The 23,026-nt window shown below is 70.4% G+C and carries 20 protein-coding genes; 5 read left to right on the top strand and 15 right to left on the bottom strand.

Features of this window, described 5'->3' with window-relative positions:
* Positions 1-7: 7 nt before the first annotated feature.
* From E2L08_RS12110 to bchF, 7 genes are all read right to left on the bottom strand, one after another.
* A complete protein-coding gene (locus E2L08_RS12110) occupies positions 8-1,435 on the bottom strand; it encodes an MFS transporter (protein ID WP_240758220.1) in 1,428 nt (475 codons plus the stop codon).
* Positions 1,432-2,124: a magnesium protoporphyrin IX methyltransferase gene (gene bchM, locus E2L08_RS12105; RefSeq protein WP_133397353.1), complete on the bottom strand. Its 693-nt coding sequence runs from the start codon at positions 2,122-2,124 to the stop codon at positions 1,432-1,434. Before bchM ends, E2L08_RS12110 begins: the two co-directional genes overlap by 4 nt.
* Positions 2,124-3,044: a ferredoxin:protochlorophyllide reductase (ATP-dependent) iron-sulfur ATP-binding protein gene (bchL, locus tag E2L08_RS12100; protein ID WP_133397352.1), complete on the bottom strand. Its 921-nt coding sequence runs from the start codon at positions 3,042-3,044 to the stop codon at positions 2,124-2,126. Before bchL ends, bchM begins: the two co-directional genes overlap by 1 nt.
* 124 nt (positions 3,045-3,168) lie before the next feature.
* Positions 3,169-6,732 (bottom strand): cobaltochelatase subunit CobN, encoded by a 3,564-nt coding sequence (locus E2L08_RS12095; protein WP_133397351.1) that lies wholly within the window; start codon positions 6,730-6,732, stop codon positions 3,169-3,171.
* The gene (gene bchB / locus E2L08_RS12090) at positions 6,722-8,251 is read right to left on the bottom strand and encodes a ferredoxin:protochlorophyllide reductase (ATP-dependent) subunit B (protein WP_133397350.1); all 1,530 of its coding nucleotides are present in this window, start codon (positions 8,249-8,251) and stop codon (positions 6,722-6,724) included. Before bchB ends, E2L08_RS12095 begins: the two co-directional genes overlap by 11 nt.
* A gap of 55 nt (positions 8,252-8,306) precedes the next feature.
* Complete coding sequence (locus tag E2L08_RS12085; protein ID WP_133397349.1) at positions 8,307-9,584, bottom strand: ferredoxin:protochlorophyllide reductase (ATP-dependent) subunit N; 1,278 nt, start codon at positions 9,582-9,584, stop codon at positions 8,307-8,309.
* Positions 9,581-10,081, bottom strand: a complete 501-nt coding sequence (gene bchF, locus E2L08_RS12080; RefSeq protein WP_133397348.1) for a 2-vinyl bacteriochlorophyllide hydratase — start codon at positions 10,079-10,081, stop codon at positions 9,581-9,583. The genes E2L08_RS12085 and bchF overlap by 4 nt, the downstream gene beginning before the upstream one ends.
* Positions 10,082-10,318: 237 nt before the next feature.
* On the opposite strand from bchF, the gene E2L08_RS12075 reads away from it, so the two are divergent.
* Positions 10,319-11,038, top strand: a complete 720-nt coding sequence (locus E2L08_RS12075) for a cobalamin-dependent protein (RefSeq protein WP_168771138.1) — start codon at positions 10,319-10,321, stop codon at positions 11,036-11,038.
* Between the two features lie 46 nt (positions 11,039-11,084).
* Positions 11,085-12,461 (top strand): transcriptional regulator PpsR, encoded by a 1,377-nt coding sequence (ppsR, locus tag E2L08_RS12070; protein ID WP_133397346.1) that lies wholly within the window; start codon positions 11,085-11,087, stop codon positions 12,459-12,461.
* Positions 12,462-12,464: 3 nt separating this feature from the next.
* On the opposite strand, the gene E2L08_RS12065 is transcribed toward ppsR, so the two are convergent.
* The gene (locus E2L08_RS12065) at positions 12,465-13,580 is read right to left on the bottom strand and encodes an alkane 1-monooxygenase (protein ID WP_133397345.1); all 1,116 of its coding nucleotides are present in this window, start codon (positions 13,578-13,580) and stop codon (positions 12,465-12,467) included.
* 28 nt (positions 13,581-13,608) lie between these two features.
* A complete protein-coding gene (locus tag E2L08_RS12060; protein WP_133397344.1) occupies positions 13,609-14,694 on the bottom strand; it encodes an A/G-specific adenine glycosylase in 1,086 nt (361 codons plus the stop codon).
* Between the two features lie 62 nt (positions 14,695-14,756).
* On the opposite strand from E2L08_RS12060, the gene E2L08_RS12055 reads away from it, so the two are divergent.
* Complete coding sequence (locus E2L08_RS12055; RefSeq protein WP_133397343.1) at positions 14,757-15,293, top strand: DUF721 domain-containing protein; 537 nt, start codon at positions 14,757-14,759, stop codon at positions 15,291-15,293.
* Between the two features lie 4 nt (positions 15,294-15,297).
* Complete coding sequence (locus E2L08_RS12050) at positions 15,298-15,978, top strand: DsbA family protein (protein ID WP_168771137.1); 681 nt, start codon at positions 15,298-15,300, stop codon at positions 15,976-15,978.
* Here E2L08_RS12050 and lpxK read toward each other — a convergent pair.
* The 6 genes from lpxK to E2L08_RS12020 all read right to left on the bottom strand — a co-directional run bounded on the left by lpxK (position 15,975) and on the right by E2L08_RS12020 (position 22,073).
* Positions 15,975-16,964 (bottom strand): tetraacyldisaccharide 4'-kinase, encoded by a 990-nt coding sequence (gene lpxK, locus E2L08_RS12045; protein ID WP_133397341.1) that lies wholly within the window; start codon positions 16,962-16,964, stop codon positions 15,975-15,977. The genes E2L08_RS12050 and lpxK overlap by 4 nt on opposite strands.
* Complete coding sequence (locus E2L08_RS12040; RefSeq protein WP_133397340.1) at positions 16,961-18,076, bottom strand: 3-deoxy-D-manno-octulosonic acid transferase; 1,116 nt, start codon at positions 18,074-18,076, stop codon at positions 16,961-16,963. Before E2L08_RS12040 ends, lpxK begins: the two co-directional genes overlap by 4 nt.
* A 14-nt stretch (positions 18,077-18,090) precedes the next feature.
* The gene (locus E2L08_RS12035; protein ID WP_133397339.1) at positions 18,091-18,333 is read right to left on the bottom strand and encodes a DUF4170 domain-containing protein; all 243 of its coding nucleotides are present in this window, start codon (positions 18,331-18,333) and stop codon (positions 18,091-18,093) included.
* 71 nt (positions 18,334-18,404) lie between these two features.
* Positions 18,405-19,175 carry a 3'(2'),5'-bisphosphate nucleotidase CysQ gene (locus E2L08_RS12030; protein ID WP_133397338.1) on the bottom strand — a complete coding sequence of 257 codons (771 nt, stop codon included), beginning with the start codon at positions 19,173-19,175 and terminating at the stop codon, positions 18,405-18,407.
* Between the two features lie 4 nt (positions 19,176-19,179).
* A complete protein-coding gene (locus tag E2L08_RS12025; protein WP_133397337.1) occupies positions 19,180-20,526 on the bottom strand; it encodes a TldD/PmbA family protein in 1,347 nt (448 codons plus the stop codon).
* Between the two features lie 92 nt (positions 20,527-20,618).
* A complete protein-coding gene (locus E2L08_RS12020) occupies positions 20,619-22,073 on the bottom strand; it encodes a DUF2125 domain-containing protein (protein ID WP_168771136.1) in 1,455 nt (484 codons plus the stop codon).
* A gap of 133 nt (positions 22,074-22,206) precedes the next feature.
* Here E2L08_RS12020 and E2L08_RS12015 point away from each other — a divergent pair, with 133 nt between their 5' ends.
* Positions 22,207-22,968 (top strand): SDR family oxidoreductase, encoded by a 762-nt coding sequence (locus tag E2L08_RS12015; protein ID WP_133397335.1) that lies wholly within the window; start codon positions 22,207-22,209, stop codon positions 22,966-22,968.
* Positions 22,969-23,026 lie beyond the last annotated feature (58 nt).

The following is a 23,026-nucleotide window of genomic DNA, read 5'->3' as shown; positions in this document are numbered from 1 at the left end:
GACCTCCTCAGGTTGGGAAATCGGCAAGCCCGATGCGGGCCGGCCGTTCGGTTTCGGGAATGGGATTCACAAGGGACAGCCGAACGAGCGGCCCCAGAACCGCGAGCGTGACGAACAGCAGGCAGATCTCGATGTGATAGACGGTCGTATAGCCCAGCGCGGGCGTCGCCAGCACCTCGCCCAGCGCACCCGAGGCGGCGAGCGATCCGACCCCGTCGCGGATACCCCCGCCCAGCGCGATGGCAAGCCCCGCCGCCGTCGCCTGTGCCGCGCCCCAGGCGCCCAGCGCCATGCCGCGCCCGGCCAGCCCGCGCGCGGGCAGCGTCATGGCCGCGGTCAGCGTGGCGACGGCGAAAAGCCCGCCGCCCAGGCCGATCCCGGCCGCCCCGGCAAAGAACAGCGCGGTCGAATGCATCGGCGCGGCAAAGACCACCGCCGAAAAGGCCGCGACGCCGAAGAGCACGCCGCGCGCGGCCATCCGCAGCGGATCGAGCCCGCGCGCGAGCCACCGCGCTGCCAGCCCGAAGCCCACCAGCGCCCCCGCCGCCCATATCGCCGACAGGAGTGTCGTCTGCGCCACGCTCAGCCCGAGGATCTCGCCGCCGTAGGGCTCCAGCAGGACGTCCTGCATGTTGAAGGCGAGCGTCCCGACAAAGACGACGGCCAGCAGCCGCCCGGCATCGCCGCCCGACGCATAATCGCGCCACGCATCCCCGAAGGAGGGGCGCGGCGCGGCGCGCTCGGCCGCGCTCATGGGGCGAAAGGCCTCCTGCTTCCACAGGGCGACGAGGTTCAGCGCCACCGTGACCATCGCCGCGCCCTGCACGACCCGGATCAGGCGAAGCGCCGAGAAATCGGCCAGAAGCGTCCCGATGATGACGGCCGAGACGCCCATGCCCACGAGGAACATGACATAGAGCAGCGCCACGACACGCGGCCGCGCCGCGTCGTCGGCCCGGTCCGAGGCCAGCGCCAGCCCGGCGGTCTGCGTCATGTGCAGCCCCAGCCCGGTCATGATGAAGGCGAGCGCGGCCAGCACCTCGCCGGCAAAGGGGATCGTGTAGGTCGTGTCGCCCCCCAGGACGAGCAGGGCAAAAGGCATCAGGGCCAGCCCGCCCATCTGCCACAGCGTCCCGAACCACAGGTAGGGCACGCGCCGCCAGCCCAGCGCCGAGCGGTGATGATCCGACCGGAACCCCAGCAGCGCCCGGAACGGCGCCACCAGGACCGGCAGCGCGATCATCGTGGCCACCAGCAGCGCCGGCAGCGACAGCTCGACGATCATCACGCGGTTCAGCGTGCCCAGCAAGAGGACCGTGGCCATGCCGACGCTGACCTGGAACAACGACAGCCGCAAGAGCCGCCCCAGCGGAAGCCCGTCGCTGCCTGCATCGGCGAATGGCAGGAACCTGAGAGGAAGGCGCGCGAGGCTCACGGGTGCAGCTCCATGCAGGTCGAGATGTAGAACCCCGAGGTGATGCGGCCGATCTCGGCCACCGGTCGGCCCAGCGTCCGGGCCAGCGCCGCGGGGGCCTGCGGCACCATGACGGGCGACCGGTCCCGGCGCGGAAACATCCGCCCCATGCCCCACATCGCCATCAGCAGCGGCGTGCGCGGCGCGGCGGTAAAGACGACCGGCCCCGCGCAGCGGGCCGACAGCCCGTCGACGGCGGCGGCGACCTCTTCGCGGGTGTAGTAAAGCAGGCTGTCCATCGCGATGACGGCATCGAACCGTCCGAGATCGGGGGCGAGCATGTCGCCCGCGAGAAACCGCACCTGCCCGCGCAGCCCCCGGTCGAGCCGGGCCTCGGCCACCTCGAGCAGCTTGGGCGAGACGTCGACCGCGACCACATCGGCGCCGCGCGCGGCCAGCTCGGCCGCCATGGCGCCCGTGCCGCATCCCGCGTCGAGAACCCGCGCGGCGGCCAGATCCTCCGGCAGCCGCGACAGCATCATCGCGCGCATCCGGTCGCGCCCGGCGCGCACCGTCTCGCGGATGCGGCTGACGCGCGCCTCGCCGGTGAGGTCGGTCCAGGCGCGCGTGGCCGTGCCGTCGAAATACGCCTCGACCCGGTCGCGGGTGCCGTGCCAGCCGGCGCCGCCGATATGATCCTGCGCGGCCATCAGTCGAACCCCAGAAGCTCGAAGATATCGCGGTCCTCCATCGGCGCGGGGGCCAGCGGCTCGGTCCCGGCGATCAGCGTCTGGGCCAGCCGGATATACTCGGCGCGGGCACGGACGATGTCCTCTTCCTCGGGCATCTCGAACAGGGTCTTCTTTTTCAGGCGCGACCGCCGGATTGCGTCGATATCGGGCAAATGCGCGATGCGCTTGAACCCGACCTCGGCGCAGTAGCGATCGACCTCGTCGGTATCGCGCGAGCGGTTGGCGATGCAGCCCGCGAGCCGCACGTTGTAGTTGCGCGCCTTGGCGCCCACGGCGGCGATGATGCGGTTCATCGCGTAGATCGAGTCGAAATCGTTCGCGGTGACGATCACCGCGCGGTCGGCATGTTGAAGCGGCGCGGCGAACCCGCCGCAGACCACGTCGCCCAGCACGTCGAAGATCACGACATCGGTGTCGTCGAGCAGGTGGTGCTGCTTCAAGAGCTTGACCGTCTGCCCGACGACATAGCCGCCGCAGCCCGTGCCGGCGGGCGGTCCGCCGGCCTCGACGCATTTCACGCCGTTCCAGCCTTCGGTCACGAAATCCTCGGGGCGCAGCTCCTCGGCGTGGAAATCGACCTCCTTGAGGATGTCGATTACCGTCGGTTGCAGCCGCCCGGTCAGGGTAAAGGTGGAATCGTGCTTGGGATCGCAGCCGATCTGCAGCACCCGGTTTCCCAGTTTGGAAAAGGCGGCCGATAGGTTGGACGATGTCGTGCTCTTGCCGATCCCGCCCTTGCCGTAGATCGCGAAAACCTGGGCCCCCTCGATCTTCATCGCGGGGTCCTGGTGGACCTGGACCGATCCCTCGCCGTCACGGCCGAGATCGGGAACGCCGGCGGCGCGGCGCAGCGTGGTCACGTCGTCTTTGGGGCTCATGATGTCCCTTTCCGGGCGGCGAGCGCGGCCCTGTTCGTTTCCCTTCCCGAAATATCTCGGGGGAGTCGCCCGAAGGGCGGCGGGGGCAGAGCCCCCTCGGTCCGGCGATATGGGGTGCATCCGGTCATTCGGCCGCGATCCCTTCCATCCGGTCGTCCAGCTCGTCCGCGGCGTGCATCAGCGCGTCGAGCGTTGCGGCATCCGGCTTCCAATAGGCGCGTTCGGAGGCCTCGATCAGCCGCCCGGCCATGCGCGCCGAGGCGGTGGGGTTGAGCTCCGACAGCCGCTTGCGCATCTCGGGGTCGAGCACGAAAGTCTCGCTCAGCCGCTGGTAGATCCAGGGCTCGACCGCGTCGGTCGTCGCCGACCATCCCATCGTGTTCGTGACCTGCGCCTCGATCTGGCGCACGCCCTCGTGGCCGTGCTTGAGCAGTCCCTCGTAGAAACGCGGGTTCAGACTGCGCGAGCGGGATTCGAGCGCGACCTGGTCCTTGAGGGTGCGCACCTTGCCCGTGCCCCGCGTCTGGTCGCCGATATAGACCGGCGTTTCCCGGCCGCCGCGGGCGCGGCGCACCGCGCGGCTGATCCCGCCCAGCGTGTCGAAGTAATGGTCCACCGTGGTCACGCCCAGCTCGACCGATTCGAGATTCTGATAGGCCAGGTCGACCTCGCCCAGCGCGGCCTGGAGCAGATCGGGCTGGGCCGACGGCTTGCCGTCGATCCCGTAGGCAAAGCCCTTGCGCGCCTCGTAGGCATCGGCCAGCTCGTCCTCTTCGCCAAAGGCCGAGCCGTCGACCAGCAGGTTGACGTTCGAGCCATAGGCCCCGGCCGCGTTGGAAAAGACCCGCAGGGCCGCGGTCTCGATGGTGCAGCCAGACCTGGCGGCATAGGCCTTGGCATGGGCCTTGACGAAGTTCATCTCGAGGGGCTCGTCGGCGGTCGCCGCCTTGAGCGCGGCCTCGGCCAGCATCCGGGTCTGGAGCGGCAGCAGGTCGCGGAAGATGCCCGACAGCGTCATGACCACGTCGATGCGGGGGCGGCCGAGCTGCTCCAGCGGGATCAGGTCGGCACCGCAGAGCCGCCCGTAGGAATCGAATCGCGTGGTCGCCCCGAGCAGGGCCAGCGCCTGCGCGATCGGGCCGCCATCGGATTTGATGTTGTCCGATCCCCAAAGCACCATCGCGACCGAGCGCGGCGTTCCCTCGTGCGTGTCGAGCAAGAGCTGCGCCTGACGCGCCCCGTCGGCCATCGCATAGGCGGTGGGCATGCGGAACGGATCGAAGGCGTGGATGTTGCGGCCCGTGGGCAGGATCTCGGGCGACCGGATCAGGTCGCCGCCCGGAACCGGCGCGATATAGCGCCCGCCCAGCGCCCGCAGCAATGCGGGGATCTCGGTCTGGCGGTCCAGTGCGGCGCCGATCTCGGCGCGGCGGGCGGGATCGGCGGCGTCGGGCAGCAGCGACAGCCATTCCTCGCGGGCCGCATCGGGCAGCGGCGCGCCGACGACGTGAAGCCCGTCGGGCACCAGCGCATCCTCGGTCTCGAGCAGCCGCAGCCACAGCGCATCCGGGGCGATACCGCCCAGATCGACCGCCTCGGCCTGGTCGGCGATCAGCGTCTCGAGCGTCGCGCGGGCCGTGCCCGGCGCCGTCTCGCGCCAGCGCGTGAGGCTTTCCTTGAGCTCGGCCAGCCCCTTGTAGAGCCCCGCACGCGCAAGCGGCGGGGTCAGGTGGGTGACGCAGACCGCATTTGCCCGGCGCTTGGCCAGGGTCGCCTCCGAGGGGTTGTTGGCGGCATAGAGATAGACGTTGGGCAGCCCGCCGATCAGGCGATCGGGCCAGTCGGCCGCGCCCAGCCCGGCCTGCCGGCCCGGCATGAACTCGAGCGCGCCGTGCATCCCGAAATGCAGCAGGGCATCGGCGCCGAAATCGTGCTTGAGCCAGTGATAGAACGCCGCAAAGGCATGGGTGGGCGCAAAGCCCCGCTCGAAGAGCAGCCGCATCGGGTCGCCCTCGTAGCCGAAGGCGGGCTGGATCGCGACCGTGACATCCCCGAAGGACGCACCGAGAATATAGACGCCGCGGCCGCTGGATTGCGCGCGGCCCGGCGCGGGGCCCCACTGCGCCTCGATCTCGTCGAGCCACGGGATCTCGGCCACCAGCCGGTCGGCCTCGATATGGTCGAGGACGTTGGCCTCCTGCCCGTGGCGCATCGCGTTGCCGTGCAGCACCGCCTCGCGCAGGTCGTCTACCGTGGCGGGCGGCTCGCAATCGTAGCCCTGCGCCTTCATCGCGTGGAGCGTGTTGTGCAGGCTCTCGAACACGGCGAGATAGGCCGCCGTCCCGATGGCGCCGGCATTGGGCGGAAAGCCGTAGAGAACCACCGCTACCTTGCGCCCCGCCACCTTGCTGCGGCGCAGCCGTGCGAGGCGCGCGGTCTTTTCGACCAGCACCTCGATCCGTTCGGGGCACGGCGCCATGACGCGGCCCTCGCCCGCGGAGCAGCAATGGCGCGAACAGCCCCCGCACCGGTCCTGCCCCAGCCGCCCGCCAAAGACGGTCGGGTTCGTCGCGCCGTCGAGCTCGGGCAGCGCGACCAGCATCGTCGTCTCGACCGGGCCGAGCCCCTGCGGCGAGGCCGACCACTGGTTGAGCGTCTGGAACTCGAGCGGCTGCGCCGCGACATAGGGCACGTCCAGCGCCGACAGCATGGCCACCGCCGCGTCGCTGTCGTTATAGGCCGGCCCCCCGATCAGCGAGAACCCGGTCAGCGACACCAGCGCGTCGATGCGGTTCTCAGTGAAATAGGCCTCGACCGCGGGGCGGCCGTCCAGCCCGCCGGCGAATGCCGGCAGCACGCGCAGGCCGCGCGCCTCGAAGGCGCGGATGACCGCGTCGTAATGCGCGGTATCGCCCGACAACAGGTAGCTGCGCATCATCAGCAGGCCGACCGTCGCCACCGGCGCGGCCGGCGCGGGAAGCCGTTTGGGGTCGGTGACGATCCGCGAGGCGAGGTCGGGGTGATAGAGCCCGATCTCGGGATACTCGATCGGCGCCTCGGCGCGGCCGCCCCGCCAGCCCGGCTCGGAGGCATAGCGCGACAGCAGGAACCGCATCATCTGCTCGACATTGTCGTCCGACCCGCCGAGCCAGTATTGCATCGACAGGAACCAGGCGCGCAGGTCCTGGGACTTGCCGGGGATATAGCGCAGGATCTTTGGCAGGCGCCGCAGGATGGTCATCTGGCGTGCGCCCGAGGACGCGCCGCCGCCCGTCTTGCCGCCGCCGCGCAGCTTGCGCATCAGCTTGGAGATGCCGGTGGGCGGCTTGCCCATGTCCAGATCGCCCATCTTGGTCAGCCGCACGACCGACCCGTCCGCGACCATGCCCACGAAGGCGTCGCAGCGGTCGCGCGCGGCCTGCAGGTTGGGCAGGATGGCGTTCAGATGTTCCTCGAGAAAGATCAGCGCGCAGACCACCATGTCGGCATTGTCGACCGCCGACCGGGCCTCGTGCAGCGATGCGGGATCCTCGCCCCATTCGGCCGCGGCGTGGACGGAGATGCGCAGACCGGGAAAATCGCCTTCGAGCCGGGCCAGGGCGCGTTCGGCCGGGCCGGCCGAGTGGGCGTCGAGGGTGACGATCGCGATCCGGTAGCCCGGAGCCGTGTATCCCGTGTCATCGCGCATAATGGGCCTTCGCTTCGTAAAGGGTATCTACGCTGATCTGCGCGACGCCGCGCGCGGCGGCGAAGCTCTCGGTGTTGCGGCGCGCCTTGCCGCGCACGAAGAACGGGATCTTGCGAAGCTCCCGCTCGGCCGCGTCGAGCCAAACGACCTCGCCCGTCGCAGGCTCGGCCGCAGGCTCGGGCGCGCGCTCGGCGGCGGCGGGGCGCGCGGCCGCGGTGCCGTGATGCGATGCGCCGGCCTCGTCCGAGAACTCGAAATCGTCGCGGAACATGTGCAGCAGGTGCTCTTCGAGCCCCATCACGAGCGGATGCACCCAGGTGTCGAAGATGACGTTCGCGCCCTCGAACCCCATGACGGGCGAGTAGCGCGCGGGGAAATCCTGCACATGGACCGGCGCCGAGATCACGGCGCAGGGGATGCCCAGCCGCTTGCCGATATGGCGCTCCATCTGGGTGCCGAGGATCATCTCGGGCTGGGCGGCCTCGATGGCGGCCTCGAGTTCGAGATAGTCGTCCGTGATCAGCGGCACGACGCCGTATTCCTTGGCCGCCTGCCGCAGCGGCCGGGCGAATTCGCGATTGTAGCAGCCCAGCCCGGCCACCTCGAACCCCATCTCGTCGCGCGCGATCCGCGCCGCGGCGATGGCATGGGTCGCGTCGCCGAAGATGAACACCCGCTTGCCCGTCAGGTAGGTCGAATCGACCGATGCCGCGTACCAGGGCAGGCGCAGCCCCGCCTCGGAGGGGGCGGTGGCCTCGGGGACGAGGCGGCGGATCTCGGCCACGAAATCGCGGGTCGCGCCGACGCCCATCGGCACCGTGCGGGTAAAGGGCTGGCCGAGTTCCTTTTCGCACCAGCGCGCGGCGGCCTCGGCCGTTTCGGGATAGAGCAGGACGTTGAAATGCGCCGCGCCCAGCCGCGCGATATCCGAGGGGCGCGACCCCATCGGGGCGGTCACGTTCACCTCGATGCCCATATCGGCCAGCAGCGACGTGATCTCGGTCACGTCGTCGCGATGCCGGAACCCCAGCCCGGTCGGGCCGAGGATGTTGCAGGTCGGCCGCTCGCTGCGCGCGCAGGGCACGGCAAGGTGGCGAACGATCTGATAGAATGTCTCGTCCGCGCCGAAATTCTCTTTCCGCTGATAGGATGGAAGCTCGAGCGCGATGACGGGTACCGGCAGGCCCATCGCCTCGGCCATCCCGCCGGGGTCGTCCTGGATCAGTTCGGCCGTGCACGAGGCGCCGACGATGATCGCCTCGGGCGAGAACCGCGCCACGGCATCCTCGCAGGCCGAGCGGAACAGGTCGGCCGTGTCGGAGCCCAGATCGCGCGATTGGAACGTGGTGTAGGTGACGGGCGGGCGATGGCCGCGCCGTTCGATCATGGTGAACAGCAGGTCGGCATAGGTGTCGCCCTGCGGCGCGTGCAGGACGTAATGCAACCCCTTCATCCCGGTGGCGACGCGCATCGCGCCGACATGGGGGGGGCCTTCATATGTCCATACGGCGAGTTTCATGTCCGGCGGTCCGACGGCAAAGGCGCGAGCGCGGTGATCGGGGGGCGAGGCTGCGTCATTCGGCGGCCTCCAGCTTGAGGGCGGCGCGGCGGCGCAGGGGCCGCGCGAATAGCTCGGCCAGGTCGCCCGCCTGCTCGTAGAAATGCACGGGCGTGAAGACGAGCTCGATCGCCCATTTCGTCGTCAGCCCCTCGGCCTCGAGCGGATTGGCAAGGCCCAGCCCGCACACGGTCAGATCGGCGCGGGCCTCGCGGGCACGGTCGATCTGGCGGTCGACATCCTGCCCCTCCGAGATCACGGGCCCCTCGGGCAGGAGCGCCAGGTCGGGCCCGGCGATCTCGGAATGGATGAAGGGCTGGCCCACCTCGACCGCCTCCATCCCGCATTCGCGGGTGAGAAACCGCGCCAGCGGGATCTCGAGTTGGCTATCGGGGAAAAAGAAGATGCGCTTGCCCGAAAGCGTGCGGGTCGCAGCCTCGACCGCCTTGCGGGCACGGGCGCGCGGGGCGGCGGTGACGGCCTCGAACCGCTCGGCATCGACGCCGAACTCGCGCGCGATGGCGGCAAGCCACGCGGTCGTGCCCTCTTCGCCAAAGGGCATCGGCGCAGCGATGTGCCGCGCGCCGTGGCGGATGAGCGCGGCATGGGTTTCGCCCAGAAAGGGCTGCGTCAGGGCAAAGACCGTCTCGGGACCGATGGCCGGAATGTCGTCGGCGCGGCGCGCGGGCAGGCAGCGCACCGGGCCGATGCCCAGACCGTCGAGCAGCGCAAGCGCCTGGTCCTCGACCACGTCGGGCAGCGCGCCGACCAGCAAGAGCTCGCGCGCCTGAGTCTTGGGCAGGGCGGGAACCATCGCGGCGAGGCAGGCATCCTCGCCCTCGGTAAAGGTCGTCTCGATCCCCGATCCCGAATAGTTCAGCACCCGCACATGCGGCGCGTGACGCGCCGAAAGGCGTTCGGCCGCCTTGCCGAGGTCGAGCTTGATGACCTCGGACGGGCACGAGCCGACGAGGAAGAGCTGGCGGATATCTGGGCGACGCGACAGCAGGCGCGCCACCTCGCGGTCGAGCTCGTCCTGCGCGTCGGCAAGCCCCGCGAGGTCGGTTTCCTCGAGGATCGCGGTGGCGAAACGCGGCTCGGCAAAGATCATCACGCCCGCGGCCGATTGCAGCAGGTGCGCGCAGGTGCGCGAACCCACGACGAGAAAGAACGCGTCCTGCATCTTGCGGTGCAGCCAGATGATCCCGGTCAGGCCGCAGAACACCTCGCGCTGGCCGCGCTCTTTCAGGACGGGCGCGTTGCCGCACCCGCGGGCCGGAGGCATCGCGGTCATGAACCGCCCTCCAGCCGGCCGCGGCGCAGCTTGAGCAGGAATTGCGCGGCATTCGCGACGTAGAGCGCGTAGGCCGCCAGCGCGACCGCCATCAGCGCGTGCGGCGCCATGGCCCCGGTGAACAGCGCCCAGAGATAGGCGGTGTGCAGCGCGATCACGACGAAGGAAACGACATCCTCCCAGAAAAAGGCGGGCGCGAACAGGTAGCGGCCAAAGACCTTTTTCTCCCAGATCGCACCGGTCACCATGATCGTGTAAAGCAGCGCGGTCTTGAGCAGGATCGACAGGTTGGCCGCGACATAGCCCTCGCCCGTGGCGAGGAACCGCATCACCAGCACCAGCGACACGCCGAACACGGCGAACTGGACCGGCGCGAGAATCCCCTGAACCAGCGTCCAGCGGGTCGCGTCGCGACGCGCGCGCTGTTCGGCCGTGTAGAGGGCGCGGGGCGCGCGGGCGGCGGCGGGGGCGAAGGGTGTGGCGGCTGCATCTGACATGCCTCGACTGAACCATCGGTCCGGCGATGTGTCAACTCTGATTTACACCTTGAGATTGACACTCGGGTGGATCGCCCTGCCCTTCTGTCAATCTGCTTTGACAACCCAATCGTTTTCCCCGAAGGTTTCCATGAAACCGGCCCGCCTTCCGGCCGGTCGAACGAAGGGAGGCGGACCCCTATGGCCTCGTCGTCGAATCGCAAGCTTGAGGCGGAACCGCCACGGAGCCATAGCCGTGTGGAGGATCTCGTGACCGAGGCGCTGGACGAACTCGCTTCGCGCTCGAGCGTGCGCCCGAAGATCGACGAAAGGTTCCTGGTCCCGCTCATCAGAAGCGTGATCGGAACCGATGCGAATGCGCGCTGTGCCGTGATCGATTCGATGCTGATGCACGGCGTTCCGCCCGACGATATCTGCGATTTCTACATCCCCGAGGCGGCGCGCCGCCTTGGCGGCGGCTGGGAAGACGACTCGCTCAGCTTTGCGGTCGTGTCGGTCGCGGTCGCACGCCTTCAGGGCTGTCTGCGCGACCTCGTCCCGGTCGAGGACGTGCCGCGGGGCGACCGGATGGGCGCGCCCGCGGTGGTCGTGGTGTCCGACAGGTATCACACGCTGGGCTCGATGGTGCTGACCGCGCAGCTTCGCCGTGTCGGCATCTCGGTCAGGCTCTTGCTCGGCCGCACGCCCGAGGATGCCTGCGCCATCGTCTCGACGGGCGATTACGACGCAGTCCTCTTGTCGGTCGCGCAGTTCGACGATCTCGACGAAGTTGCCGCATTGGTGAACGGGCTGCGACTCGCAATGGGCGCGACGGCACTTATCATCATAGGCGGAGGCGCACTTGGCGCGGGGGCCGATCAGGTCCGGGAAAAGACCGGTGCAGACCTTGCGACGAACGATTTGACCGAAGTAATTTCACAGGCCCGCCTTGCATCGAACCGGGCAAACGCGACATGACGTCGCGCGACGCGCGATCGAGACATGCGGCGACAGGAGAACACGTATGACCTCGCGAGGGGCGAAATACTGGTCGGCGAATTCCATCCCGCTGGTCGCACCCGACCTGCTGGGGGATATCATCGCCTCGGCTTCGGATATCGCCCTGGTCATCAACGATCTGGGGACGATTCTCTCTGTCCTGGTCAACCGCAATCACGCCAGCTTCGGGACGCTCGACGGCTGGCAGGGCCGCGACGTGCGCGAGATCCTCGCCCCCGAATCCGTGCCCAAGATCGAAAAGCGCCTGGTTGCTATGTCCGCCGGCGAGGATCCCGAGCGGCCCATCGAGCTCAACCATGCCGATAACGGTTTGATCTTTCCGATCCGCTACAGCCTGCACGAGATCGGCCCGGACGGCGCGATCCTCATGCTGGGGCGCGACCTGCGGCCCATCGCCGAGATGCAGCAGCAGCTCGTCGCCGCGCAGATTGCGCTCGAACGCGACTACGAAGGCCAGCGCGAGGTCGAGACGCGGATGCGCGTGCTGATGGAGACGACGGCCGATGCGGTGGTGTTCGTCTCGATCGGCACGGGTCTCGTCGCCGATCTCAACGCGCGCGCCGCGCAGCTTCTGGGCGGGACGATCCGCGATTTCACCGGCCGCCCCATCGGGGGCGAATTGCAGCGCGACGAGACCCCCGTCGAGATGCGCGACCTGATCGAGGCGGGCGCCGAGGACGAAGGTCCGGTCTATGCCGCGCGCCGCACCCGGCGGCCGCTATCGGTTCATGCCACGGCGTTCCGCGCCTCGGGCGAACGGATGGCGCTGCTCAGGATCACGCGCCCCGGCGGGCAGCCCGAACAGGATAGCGGGTTCGCCGCGCGGCTGTTCGAGAACGGCGTCGACGCGATGGTGTTCACCGACCGCGACGGACATATCCTGTCGGTCAACGAGGCATTCCTCGACCTCGTCGATCTCGACGACCCGACCAAGCTGCGCGGCCGCCCCATCGGGGATTTTCTGGCCCGCGGCGGCGTCGACGTAAAGGTGCTGTCCGACCACGCGGTGCGCAACGGCCAGCTCAAGGGCTATGCCACCCGCCTGCAAGGCGCCTATGGCACCGAAACGCCGGTCGAGATCTCGGTCTCGCACCTCGCCCATGCCGAACACCCGTCGCTCGGCATGGTCATCCGCGCGCCGCTGCGCGCCGAGGCCGGTGCGCAAACCGGGGCCGATCGCGAAAAGCTCAAGTCCACGCGCGAGCTGGTGGGCACTGCAACGCTCAAGGATATCGTGGCCGAAACGACCGAGGTGGTCGAACGGATGTGCATCGAGACCGCGGTCGAGCTGACCGACAACAACCGCGTCGCCGTGGCCGAGATGCTCGGCCTCTCGCGACAGAGCCTCTACGTCAAGCTGCGCAAGTACAATCTACTTTAGGCCTCACCGCGGCATCGGGTTGGTCGCCTTGCTGTAGGGCGCCCAGTCCTCGATTTGCGGATAGAAGGCCTTGCGCCATGCCCGCACGCGCTTGTTCATGATCCGGCGCCAGACCGGCGGAATCATCGCGACAAAGGTCATGGCCGGATATCCGGCTGGCAGTTGCGGCGCCTCGTCCGCGGCGTGGGCCTGCAACAGCGGAAAGCGCCGGTCGGGCTTGTAGTGATGGTCGGAATGGCGCTGGAGGTTGATGAGCAGCCAGTTCGACCAGCGATGCGACGCGTTCCACGAATGGCGCGGCTTGACGTGTTCGTAGCGGCCATCGCCAAGATATTCGCGCGTCAGCCCGTAATGCTCGACGTAATTCGTCAGCTCGAGCTGCCAGATCGCCACGCCGGCCTGCATCAGCAAGAGCCCCACGCCCTCGATCCCGCCCAGCGCAAAGGCCAGCAGCAGGAACGCCGCCTGCAGCGACCAGTACAGCCAGAACGGGTTGCTGCGGTGATACCACGGCCGCCCGCGCCGCGTCTGGCGCGCAGCCTCGGCGCGAAAGGCCGAGACCAGCGATTGCCGCAGGACGCGGGGATAATAGCGATGGAACCCCTCGTTGTAGCGCGCCGTCACCGGGTCGCGCGGCGTGCCCACATAGGGGTGATGCACCAGCAGGTGCTCCGAGCGGAAATGCGAATAGAACACCATCGCGAGCAGCAGATCGCCCAGCCGCCGCTCCCACCGGGCCTTCTGGTGGCAGAGCTCGTGCGCGTAGTTCACGCCGATCGTGCCGCTGAGCACGCCGACCCCGAAAAAGATGCCGATCTTTTCCCACGCGCCGAAGGCGGGGTTGCCGGTGACGTACCAGATCAGCCCGAAGGTCAGCGCCGCCTGCACCGGAAACCACAACACCGTGACCGCGCGATACCAGAAGAGTTGCGCGTCGGGCGTGTCAGGATCGGCATTAGCCTCGTTCAGGCCGGCAAAGCTGTCAATCAACGTGAAGAGCCACCAGGCGACGGCGGGCACCAAAAGCACGCTCCACCCCCCGCGCATCGCGGCAAAGACAACAACCGGCACGAGCAGCAGGGACATCCAGAAGGGCAGCGCCCTGACGATATGCGACATGATCCGACCTTTCAGCCCCCGGCGACCGCTATAGGCCCGGATCGTCGCCCGCATCAATCGGTCCCAGTGCCGCAACCCCGCGGGCGTGCGCCTTGCGCATCAGCGTCGGCAGGTCGCCGGGGTCGAAATCGCGGGCGCCGACAAAGCGCAGCCCGGCGGGGGCGGGGGCGTCGCGGGGCAGCCCGGCCGCGCGCACGTCGAGAACCAGGTGGAAATGGGTGAAGGTATGCCGCACCTCGCCCGCCGGGCGCCATTCGGCAGCAAGAGGCGGGGCGTGGTCCGGCACCCTTTCGGCCCAGTCCGTACCGGGCCAGCCCAGCATCCCGCCAAGCAGCCCCCGCGCGGGGCGCGTCTCGAGCAGCCAGGCCCCGTCGCCGCGCCGCGCGAGATAGGCGACGCCGCGGCGCACGGGCTTGGCGGGCTTGGGCGACTTGCGGGGCAGGTCCGCCGCGATCCCCGCGGCATGGGCGCGGCACATCGGGCGCAGGGGGCAGATGCCGCAGGCCGGACGGCGCGGCGTGCAGACCGTGGCGCCCAGATCCATGACCGCCTGCGCGTGATCGCCGGGCCGCTCTTGCGGCGTCAGCGCGTGGGCCAGCGCGACGAGTTCGGGCTTGGCGGCGGGCAACGGCGTCTCGACGGCGTGGAGCCGGGCCATTACCCGTTCGCCATTGCCGTCCACCACCGTTTCGGCGCGGCCAAAGGCGATGGCCGCGATGGCGGCCGAGGTATAGGGCCCGATCCCCGGCAGCGCCTCGAGTCCGGCACGCGTATCGGGGAATTGCCCGCCATGCAGCGACACCACCGCCCGTGCGCAGGCCAGCAGATTGCGCGCCCGCGCGTAGTACCCCAGCCCGGCCCATTCGCCCATGACGCGGGCATCCTCGGCGGCGGCCAGCGCGCCGACATCGGGCCAGATGGCGGTGAACCGCTCGAAATAGCTGCGCACCGCCGCCACGGTGGTCTGTTGCAACATGATCTCGGACAGCCAGACGCGATAGGGGTCGGCCCGGCGGCCCGCCGCGCTTTCGGCAGGGCCGATCCGCCATGGCAAATCGCGCGCATGAACGTCATACCACGCAAGCAACGCCGATCCGATCTCAGTGTCACGCAATATTTATGCCTTTCCGCCTATCGCCTCTGGTTCATGGCGCTTCAGACCGTAGATTGACACGGATGACCAGCCGCACGCCCAAGACCCGGACATTCCGCAAGCGCGCCGTGCGCGCCGCCGATCTCGTGTCCGTCACCGTGCGCCGCGTCGGCGAAGGGCGCGGTTTCGCCGTGTCGCGGGTGCTGACCCACTGGGACGAGATCGCGGGCCCCGCGCTGGCCGCGATCGCCCGCCCGGTCGAGGTTAAATACGGCCATCGCGGCAAGGGCGGCACGCTGCGCCTGCTGACCTCGGGGGCGCAGGCGCCCATGGTGCAGATGCAGCTTGAGCCGCTGCGCGACCGGATCAACGCGGCCTACGGCTACAACGCCATCGCGCGCATCCTCGTGACCCAGACCGCGCCCATCGGGTTCGGCGAGGATGGCGCGGGCTTCGACATCACGGGCCGCCCGCCCCCGGCCCGAGAGCCCCGCCCCCCGGACGAGGCGCAGATCCGCGCGGCCCGCGACCTTGTGGGCGATGTGTCCGACCCCGCCTTTCGCGACGCGCTCGAGCGTCTCGCCTGCACCGTCCTCACGAAATCCCGAACAGAAAAGTGACCCGATGATGACCCGCACCCCCCTCGCGATCCTCGCCGCCACCGCCGTGATCGGCGGCGGCTGGTACATGCTCCAGCCCGCCGCGCCGGGCAACGACCTGACCCCCTTTGGCGCGACCGCGCAAGAGGCGGACGAGACCGCGGAAAGCGGCGATGTCGAGATCGCCGAGATGACGCTCGGGGATGCCGACGCGCCGGTGAAGGTGATCGAATACGCCTCGTTCACCTGCCCCCATTGCGGCACGTTCCACGACATCGTCTTTCCCGAGCTGAAAGAGAATTACATCGACACCGGCAAGGTGGAGTTCACCTATCGCGAGGTCTATTTCGACCGCTATGGCCTCTGGGCCGGGATGGTCGCGCGTTGCGGGGGCGAGGATCGCTATTTCGGGATCGCCGATCTGCTCTACGAACGTCAACGCGAATGGGCGCGGGGCGAGCCGGCCGAGATCGCCGCGAACCTCAAGACGGTGGGCAAGACCGCCGGCCTGACCGACGAACAGCTAGATGCCTGTCTCGGCGACGGCGCCAAGGCCGAGGCGCTGGTCCGGAATTTCGAGCGCAACGCCGAGACCCATGACATCACCTCAACGCCGAGCTTCATCATCGACGGCGAAAAGTACTCGAACATGAGCTATGCCGATTTCTCGGCCGTGCTCGACGAGAAACTCGGCGAGGACAGCTAGGCGAACAGCCGCCCGAGCGCCGTGTCGAGCGGCGCCGGGTCGTCGATCTGCAATCGCACCGGGACGAACAGAACCTTGTGGCGGAAGGACGCGGGCAGGCGCACCGCGTCCTTTTCGGTCGTGACGAGCTGCGCGCCGGCCTGCATGGCCTCGCGTTCCAGCCGCATCATCAGCGCGGTCGTCAGCGGCTGGTGATCGGCCAGCGCGACGGTCCGCACGACATCCATCCCCAGGCCGCGCATCGTGTCGAACGCCTTTTCGGGTCGACCGATCCCTGCAAAGGCCAGCACCCGCAGGCCGCCCCATGTCATGCCGGTCTGCAAGGGCTCGAGCGCGCCGCGCAGGCGCGTGATTGCCGAGGCGATGGGCCAGTCGCGGGTGAACCGCTCCTGCGCCTCGGAAGGGCCGATGCTGAGCAGCAGGTCCGCACGCGCCAGCCCCGCCGCCACCGGCTCGCGCAGGGGGCCGGCCGGGATGACCCGCCCGTTGCCGAACCCCACATGCGCATCGACCACGACGATGGACAGGTCGCGGCGCAGCGCCGGGCTCTGGAACCCGTCGTCGAGCACGATCGCCCCTGCCCCCGCATCCACCGCCGCGCGCGCTGCCGCCGCGCGGTCGCGCCCCACCCAGACGGGCGCAAAGGCGGCCAGCATCAGCGGCTCGTCCCCGACATCGGCCGCAGCGTGGCGCGCGGGATCGACGCGGACGACGCCCACGGCCCGCCCGCCATAACCGCGGCTGACGACATGGGCCGCGATCCCGAGCCGCTGCAACCTGTCGAGCACGGCCACCACGGTCGGCGTCTTGCCCGTTCCGCCCGCGTTGATGTTGCCCACGCAGATCACCGGCCGCCCGACCGTCGCGCCAGCCGCCGCCACGCGCCGCGCCGTCTGACGGCGGTAGAGCGCCGCGAGCGGCGCGAGCGCGCGCGCCTGCCAGCCCGGCGCCTCTGGAGGGCGCGACCAGAAGGCGGGCGGCTTCATCGCAGGGCGATCCCGTCGACGAGATCGTCGAGCGTTTCGAGCAGGCGGGCCGAGACCTCGGCGCCGTCGCTCGTCACCGCCCAGGCGTCATGGGCGATCTGCGCCGCACGGTCGGGGTTCAGCAGTTCTTCGACCGCGGCGGCAAGCTGCCCGGCCCCCTCGATCCGCAGCGCCGCGCGGCCGCGATGCAGCCGCGTGACGGCACGTTCGTGGCCCGCCACCGCCGGGCCGTGAACCGTCGCCGACCCGAGAGAGGCCGGCGCATAGGGCGACGAGGCGGGGCCAGGCCCGGCAAGACTGCCGCCGAGATAGGTGATGGGCGCGATCCGCAGCCACAGGCCCCGCTCGGCCGCGTCGCAGGCCAGAAAGACCTGGTCCGACGGCTCGGGCGTGCCGACCTCGTCGCGGGCCGACCACAGCCAGCCGCCGCCGAAAAGCGCCTCGCGCGCTGTCTCGACCCGTTCGGGCACCAGCACCAGAAGCAGCCGATGCGTCAGCCGCGACGCGACGGCATGGGCATCGAGCACGGTCGGGATCTCGGCGTCGGGCACGTCGAGCGCCAGCCAGACCGGCCGGTTCGACAGCGATCGAGCCATTTCCTCGACATCGTCGGGATCGGCACCGGGCGGCGAGGGCACGGTGCTGAGCCGCCCGCTGGGCATTTCGGGGATGCCCAGCCGCGGGTCCGCGCGCAGCGGGAACACCGCGTCGAACCGGTGCAGGTCGCGCACAAGCGCCAGCCGATGCGGGACTGTATCGATCTCGGCCGCGGCCTGCGCGATGTTGCGCGCCAGCGCCTCGGACCACAGGGTCGGGAACGCGTCCGCCCCGGTCCACAGGATCACGTCGGGCGCCCAGCGGTCGAGAAAGCGGCGCACGGGGCCGCTGCGGTCGGGCGGCGGCGGGGGCGCCCCGGCCCCGCCCGTTCCCAGCAGCGCGAGCGTCGGGTGGCGGTCGCGCAGGTCGTTCAGCACAAGCTCGATCCCGAGCGGATCGACCCCGGCGCCGAGATGCACCCAGAGCAACGGGCCCGGAGGGCGCACCGGCTCGACCCCGTCGGCCGGCCGCGCGCCGCCCAGCCGCTCGCGCAGCCGCGCGAGCGACAGCGCCATTGCGGGTGGGGGGGTCAGCCCAGTTCCTCGGTCGGCGAGGCCGCGCTTTCCTCGTCGCGCAGCCGGTGGATATGGGCGATGAAATAGCGCATATGCGCGTTGTCGACGGTCTTGTGCGCCTCGCCCTTCCAGGCGGCAAAGGCCGAGGCATAGTCGGGATACATGCCGACGATGTGGATATCCGCGACGTTCTTGAACACGTTCCGCGACGGATCGGTGAGTTCGCCGCCGAATACGAGATGCAGGCGTTGGGTCATAGGCTCGCTCCTTCTTGCGGGGTTCCTCTAGCACTCCGGCCGCGGCCGTCCAATCGTGCGGCGCGGGCCGCTCAGGCCAGCGCGTCGAGGAGCCGGGCGTGCAGCGCGGCATTGGCGGCGACGACGCCCTCGGTCCGGCGCCCGGCCGAGTTGAAGCGAAGCTCGTCCCCCAGCCGGTCCGTCACCGCCGCGCCCGCCTCGGACGCGATGAGCACGCCGGCGGCGATGTCCCATTCCCAGGCCGGCATCACCGTCAGCATCGCATCGGCCCCGCCCTGCGCCATCTTGCACAGGCGATAGGCCATCGACGAGCGGTAGACGCGCCTGACCGGCGGCGGCCCGGCGCGCCAATGCGCGCCGCTGAAGGTCGCGCGGGTGGCGAGCGCCGTGGCCCCGCCGAGCGTCGCGTGGCGCGAGACCGCGATGGGTTCGCCGTTCAGCGTCGCGCCCAACCCGATCCCGGCGGTATAGGTCAGGCCGCGCGCGGGCAGGTGCACCACCGCCGCGGTCGGCCGCCCGTCCTCGACCACGGCCAGCGACAGCGCCCATGTGGCCTGCCGTTCGAGAAAGGACCGCGTGCCGTCGATGGGATCGACCACGAAACAGTGCCGCGCGCCCAGCCGGTCGGGCGTGTCGGGAGTTTCCTCGCTCAGCCAGCCGTAGCCGGGCCGCGCATGGGTCAGCGCGTCGCGCAGCGCGGTATCGACGGCGATATCGGCCTCGGACACGGGGCTGTCGTCGGGCTTGATCCACGTCTCGGGATCGCCCTTCCAGTGGCGATGCGCGATGTCGCCCGCCATCAGGGCCGCGTCGATCAGCAGGGCGAGATCGGCGGCCGACATGGCGCTAGCTTCCCGCGAGGGTGAGGCCCTCGACCAGCAGGGACGGCACGCGCCGGGACAGGTGCGGGCGTGCATCGTTGGCCGGCACCATGTGGCGCAGCATGTCACGCAGGTTGCCGGCAAGCGTGACCTCGTTCACGGGAAAGGCGATCTCGCCCCGCTCGACCCAGAACCCCGAGATGCCGCGCGAGTAATCGCCGGTATTGGGATTGATCGTGGCGCCGATAAAGCTCGTGACCAGCAGGCCGGTGCCCATCTGCGCCATGAGGCCCGCGCGATCCACCTCGCCCGGTGTCAGCGTCACGTTCGTCACCGAGGGGCTCGACACGGCAGCGGGCGAGCGGCTGGCACTGGCGGTCGAGCGCATCCCGAGCCGGCGCGCCGAGGACAGGTCGAGCGTCCAGCCCATGAGCACCCCGTCCGAGACAATGGCGCGTTTCGCGGTGGGCAAGCCCTCGGCGTCGAAAGGGCGAGAGGACGACACGCGCGGGCGGCGCGGATCCTCGACCAGGTCGAGCCCACGGGGGAGCACCTCTTGGCCCATCAGGTCGCGTGCCCAGGACGACCCGCGCACGATGGCCGATCCGTTGGTCGCGGACAGCAGGTGGCCGATCAGGCTCGAAGCGATGCGTTCGTCGAAGATGACCGGATAGGCCCCCGTTCTGGGTCGCCGGGGGTTCTGAAGGGCGACGGCGCGCTCTCCGGCCTCGCGACCGATGGTTTCGGGCGTGTCGAGATCCGAGGCGAACACCCGCCCGTCATAGCGGCCGTCCCGCTCCATCCCGGTGCCTTCGCCCGAGATCGCCGAGCAGCCCAGCGACGACCCGGTGCGGGCATAGCCGCCGGCAAAGCCGTTGGTCGCGGCAAGATGCACCTCGCGCCATCCCCAGCCCGCCGACGCGGCCTCGACCTGCGTCACGCCCGGCACCGCGCGGGCGGCGGCCTCGGCCTCGCGGGCCATGGTCTCGAGCGTGGCGGGGTCGGGCTCGGGGGCGGGATCGACAAGTTCCAGCGCATCCGCCGACAGGTCGCTGGCAAGATCGTCAGCATCGGCCAACCCCGCGCCCGGATCCTCGGGCGCCTCGCGCGCCATCGCGACCGCGCGCTCGGCCATGGCGCGCATCGTCTCGGGGGTCAGGTCCGAGGCCGAAACGCAGGCCTGCCGCCGCCCGATCAGGACGCGCAGGCCGATCTCGGTGCTTTCCGACCGCTCGGCCTGTTCCAGCGCGCCGCCGCGCACGTCGACCGAGATCGAGGCGTCGCGTATGGCCAGCGCGTCAGCGGCATCCGCACCGGCCGCGCGAGCGGCGTCCAGAAGGGCGGCGGACAGGTCGTGCAGCGAATGGGACATGAGGCTCCGGCAGGTTGCGCGCTGTGCAAGAGGTAGAGACGGCTGGGCCGAGCGCAAGCCGAAAAGCCCCGCGTGTGCCGATGCGAGGGGGCTCAGGGCGCGGGCAACTGCCCCGCGACGTTCCCGTTGAGCAGGATGTTCCCGTCCTCGCCGATCCTGAACTCGGACACGAGGCTGTCGGGCGTCTCGCCGGCGCGGGCGAAGAACCCCAACGCCATGCGCGCGCCCAGCGCCGGACCGTCGGGCAGGATTCCGGTCTGCGACAGGGTGTTGAGCAACGCGTTTACCCCGGTCGCCTCGACCCGTGCCTCGCCCGTGGGCCGGCCCAGCGGCTGCCCCGGTCCGGGCGTTCCGGCAAAGGCAAAGGCGCCCTGCCCCGTGACCTGCGCGCCCAGCGCCCCGAACTCGAACCGCTCGATCGTCAGCGACAGGGCGCGCGGCGGCCCGGCGCGCGTGCCCGATGCGGCCAGGGGCTCGGCAAGCATCACGTCGCCCGACAGATCGAGCACGAGCCGCGCCGGGTCGCGCGGCAGCGCACCCTGCGGGTCGAACAGCGCCCAGACCTGCGGCCCCGGCATCAGCGCGTCGATCTCGAACGAGAGCGACGCGTCCTGCGGATCGTCCGCGGGCAGCAGCGGCAGATCGGTGGCGATGCGCGCACCGCCCAAGCTCAGGGACAGCGCACCGCTCGGAACCCCGCCCTGAACGCCGATCCGGGTCGCGCCGATCCGCCCTTCGTAGGCCGCGCGCCCGTCCTGGGCCGTGAGCGAGATGCCGGCCTCATCCGACTCGATCCGCAAGGTTTCGGGCGTCGCGCCATCGGGCATGGTGGCCTCGAGCCGTCCGGGCCCGCGCGTCACCTCGATCTCGACCGGCCGCGTCGCGGCCAGCGCGCCGCCGCCGGCCACCGCCGACAGCGCCGCCGGCGTGCCGGTGAACCGCCCCGAGACGTCGTCGTAGCCGAGCCTGTAGGACGACCGATCGGCGCCCGAGGTCGCATCCGCCGCGACCCGCGCGGCGTCGAGCGTGACGGCCAGAACGCCATCGGCACCGGGCGTCAGCGTGGCGTCGAGATCGTCGACGGTCAGCACCGCCGCGCCGGGGCGGTCCGCGGCAGGGCCGCCCAGCCCCTCGAGCGCGGCGGTCATGCGCGGCAGGGCCAGCGAATAGGCGACCTGGTCGCCCGTCCGCCGCGCCAGAACCTCGCCCCCGGCGAGCCCCGCAATGGTGCCGGTCACGGGCGCGCGCGGTCCGGGCACGGTCAGGCTCGCGGTGTCCGAGGGCACGATCCGCACGGCTTCGCCCTCGGGCGAGAGGCGCAGCGTGTCGAGCGCGATCCGGGCTGCGTCGCCCCCGTCGCCCACCGACAGCACGACATCCTCGAGAAGCAGCGCCCCGCCATCCTCGCGCGCCTCGCCCGCCTGGAGCGTCACGCCGCCCCCGGCCTGCCACAACCGCCAGAGCGCATCCGGCGTCAGCCCCTGCGCCGCTGCGGGAAGGGCGGCCGCGACGCAGATCGCGGCGGCAAGGACGAGGCGAAGTGACATGGCGGACCTTCCGAAAACCGGGAACCCGGCCATGATGTGCCAAGATCGCCTGCCGTCAAGCGGGATGGCCAGCCCCCCGTTCGAGGGTCTAGGCTTGGGGTCGAAGAGGCTGACCGGGCAAGAGGAAAGAGCGATGGCGGATCTGGACGGGCGCGTGGCGATGATAACCGGGGCCAGCCGCGGGATCGGGGCGGCCGCGGCGCGCGCCTTTGCCGCGGCGGGCGCACGGGTCGCCCTGCTGGCGCGCAGCCGCGACGAGATCGCCGCCATCGCGGGCGAGATCGGCGCCGACCGGGCGCTGGCCATCCCCTGCGACATATCGCGGTTCTGGGAGGTCGAGGCCGCCGCCGAGGCCTGCCGCGCGGCCTTCGGCGGGCTGGACGTGCTGGTGAACAATGCCGGCGTGATCGCGCCCATCGCCCCCCTGCACGAGGCCGACCCCGACCGCTGGGGGCATCTCGTGGACATCAACCTCAAGGGCGCGTTCCACGGGATGCGCGCGGTGCTGCCCGGCATGATCGCGCAGGGCGCGGGAACCGTGCTGACGGTGTCCTCGGGCGCGGCGCACGGGCCGGTCGAGGGGTGGTCGGCCTATTGCGCGTCCAAGGCGGGCGCCGCGATGCTGACCCGCTCGGCGCATCTGGAGGCGGGGCCGCGCGGGCTGCGCGTCATGGGGCTGTCGCCGGGAACGGTCGCCACCGACATGCAGCGCGCCATCAAGGGCAGCGGCGTGCGCAACCGCGTCTCCGAGCTCGACTGGTCCGACCACGTCCCGCCCGAATGGCCCGCGCGGGCGCTGGTATGGATGTGCGGCCCCGAGGCCGACCCCTGGCTCGGCGAGGAGATCTCGCTCAGGGACGAGGGAATCCGGCGGGCCGTGGGGCTATCCGACTGACCGCCTGCGCCCGGTGGCAGGCCGGGCATGGGTATTTGGAAAGAGAAGACCGGGGGTG

The organism is Palleronia sediminis, from assembly GCF_004358695.1.
Lineage (GTDB): Bacteria > Pseudomonadota > Alphaproteobacteria > Rhodobacterales > Rhodobacteraceae > Palleronia > Palleronia sediminis.
This window is presented reverse-complemented; position numbering and strand designations above follow the sequence as displayed.

Coding starts and splice junctions, on each gene's coding strand:
- E2L08_RS12035 (WP_133397339.1), bottom strand. CDS start 18,333: ATGACCCAACGCCTGCATCTCGTATTCGGCGGCGAACTCACCGATCCG.
- bchB (WP_133397350.1), bottom strand. CDS start 8,251: ATGAAACTCGCCGTATGGACATATGAAGGCCCCCCCCATGTCGGCGCG.
- bchM (WP_133397353.1), bottom strand. CDS start 2,124: ATGGCCGCGCAGGATCATATCGGCGGCGCCGGCTGGCACGGCACCCGC.
- E2L08_RS12065 (WP_133397345.1), bottom strand. CDS start 13,580: ATGTCGCATATCGTCAGGGCGCTGCCCTTCTGGATGTCCCTGCTGCTC.
- E2L08_RS12040 (WP_133397340.1), bottom strand. CDS start 18,076: ATGGCGCTGTCGCTCGCGCGGCTGCGCGAGCGGCTGGGCGGCGCGCGG.
- E2L08_RS12055 (WP_133397343.1), top strand. CDS start 14,757: ATGACCAGCCGCACGCCCAAGACCCGGACATTCCGCAAGCGCGCCGTG.
- bchF (WP_133397348.1), bottom strand. CDS start 10,081: ATGTCAGATGCAGCCGCCACACCCTTCGCCCCCGCCGCCGCCCGCGCG.
- E2L08_RS12050 (WP_168771137.1), top strand. CDS start 15,298: ATGATGACCCGCACCCCCCTCGCGATCCTCGCCGCCACCGCCGTGATC.
- bchL (WP_133397352.1), bottom strand. CDS start 3,044: ATGAGCCCCAAAGACGACGTGACCACGCTGCGCCGCGCCGCCGGCGTT.
- E2L08_RS12015 (WP_133397335.1), top strand. CDS start 22,207: ATGGCGGATCTGGACGGGCGCGTGGCGATGATAACCGGGGCCAGCCGC.
- ppsR (WP_133397346.1), top strand. CDS start 11,085: ATGACCTCGCGAGGGGCGAAATACTGGTCGGCGAATTCCATCCCGCTG.
- E2L08_RS12020 (WP_168771136.1), bottom strand. CDS start 22,073: ATGTCACTTCGCCTCGTCCTTGCCGCCGCGATCTGCGTCGCGGCCGCC.
- E2L08_RS12030 (WP_133397338.1), bottom strand. CDS start 19,175: ATGTCGGCCGCCGATCTCGCCCTGCTGATCGACGCGGCCCTGATGGCG.
- E2L08_RS12085 (WP_133397349.1), bottom strand. CDS start 9,584: ATGACCGCGATGCCTCCGGCCCGCGGGTGCGGCAACGCGCCCGTCCTG.
- E2L08_RS12025 (WP_133397337.1), bottom strand. CDS start 20,526: ATGTCCCATTCGCTGCACGACCTGTCCGCCGCCCTTCTGGACGCCGCT.
- E2L08_RS12095 (WP_133397351.1), bottom strand. CDS start 6,732: ATGCGCGATGACACGGGATACACGGCTCCGGGCTACCGGATCGCGATC.
- lpxK (WP_133397341.1), bottom strand. CDS start 16,964: ATGAAGCCGCCCGCCTTCTGGTCGCGCCCTCCAGAGGCGCCGGGCTGG.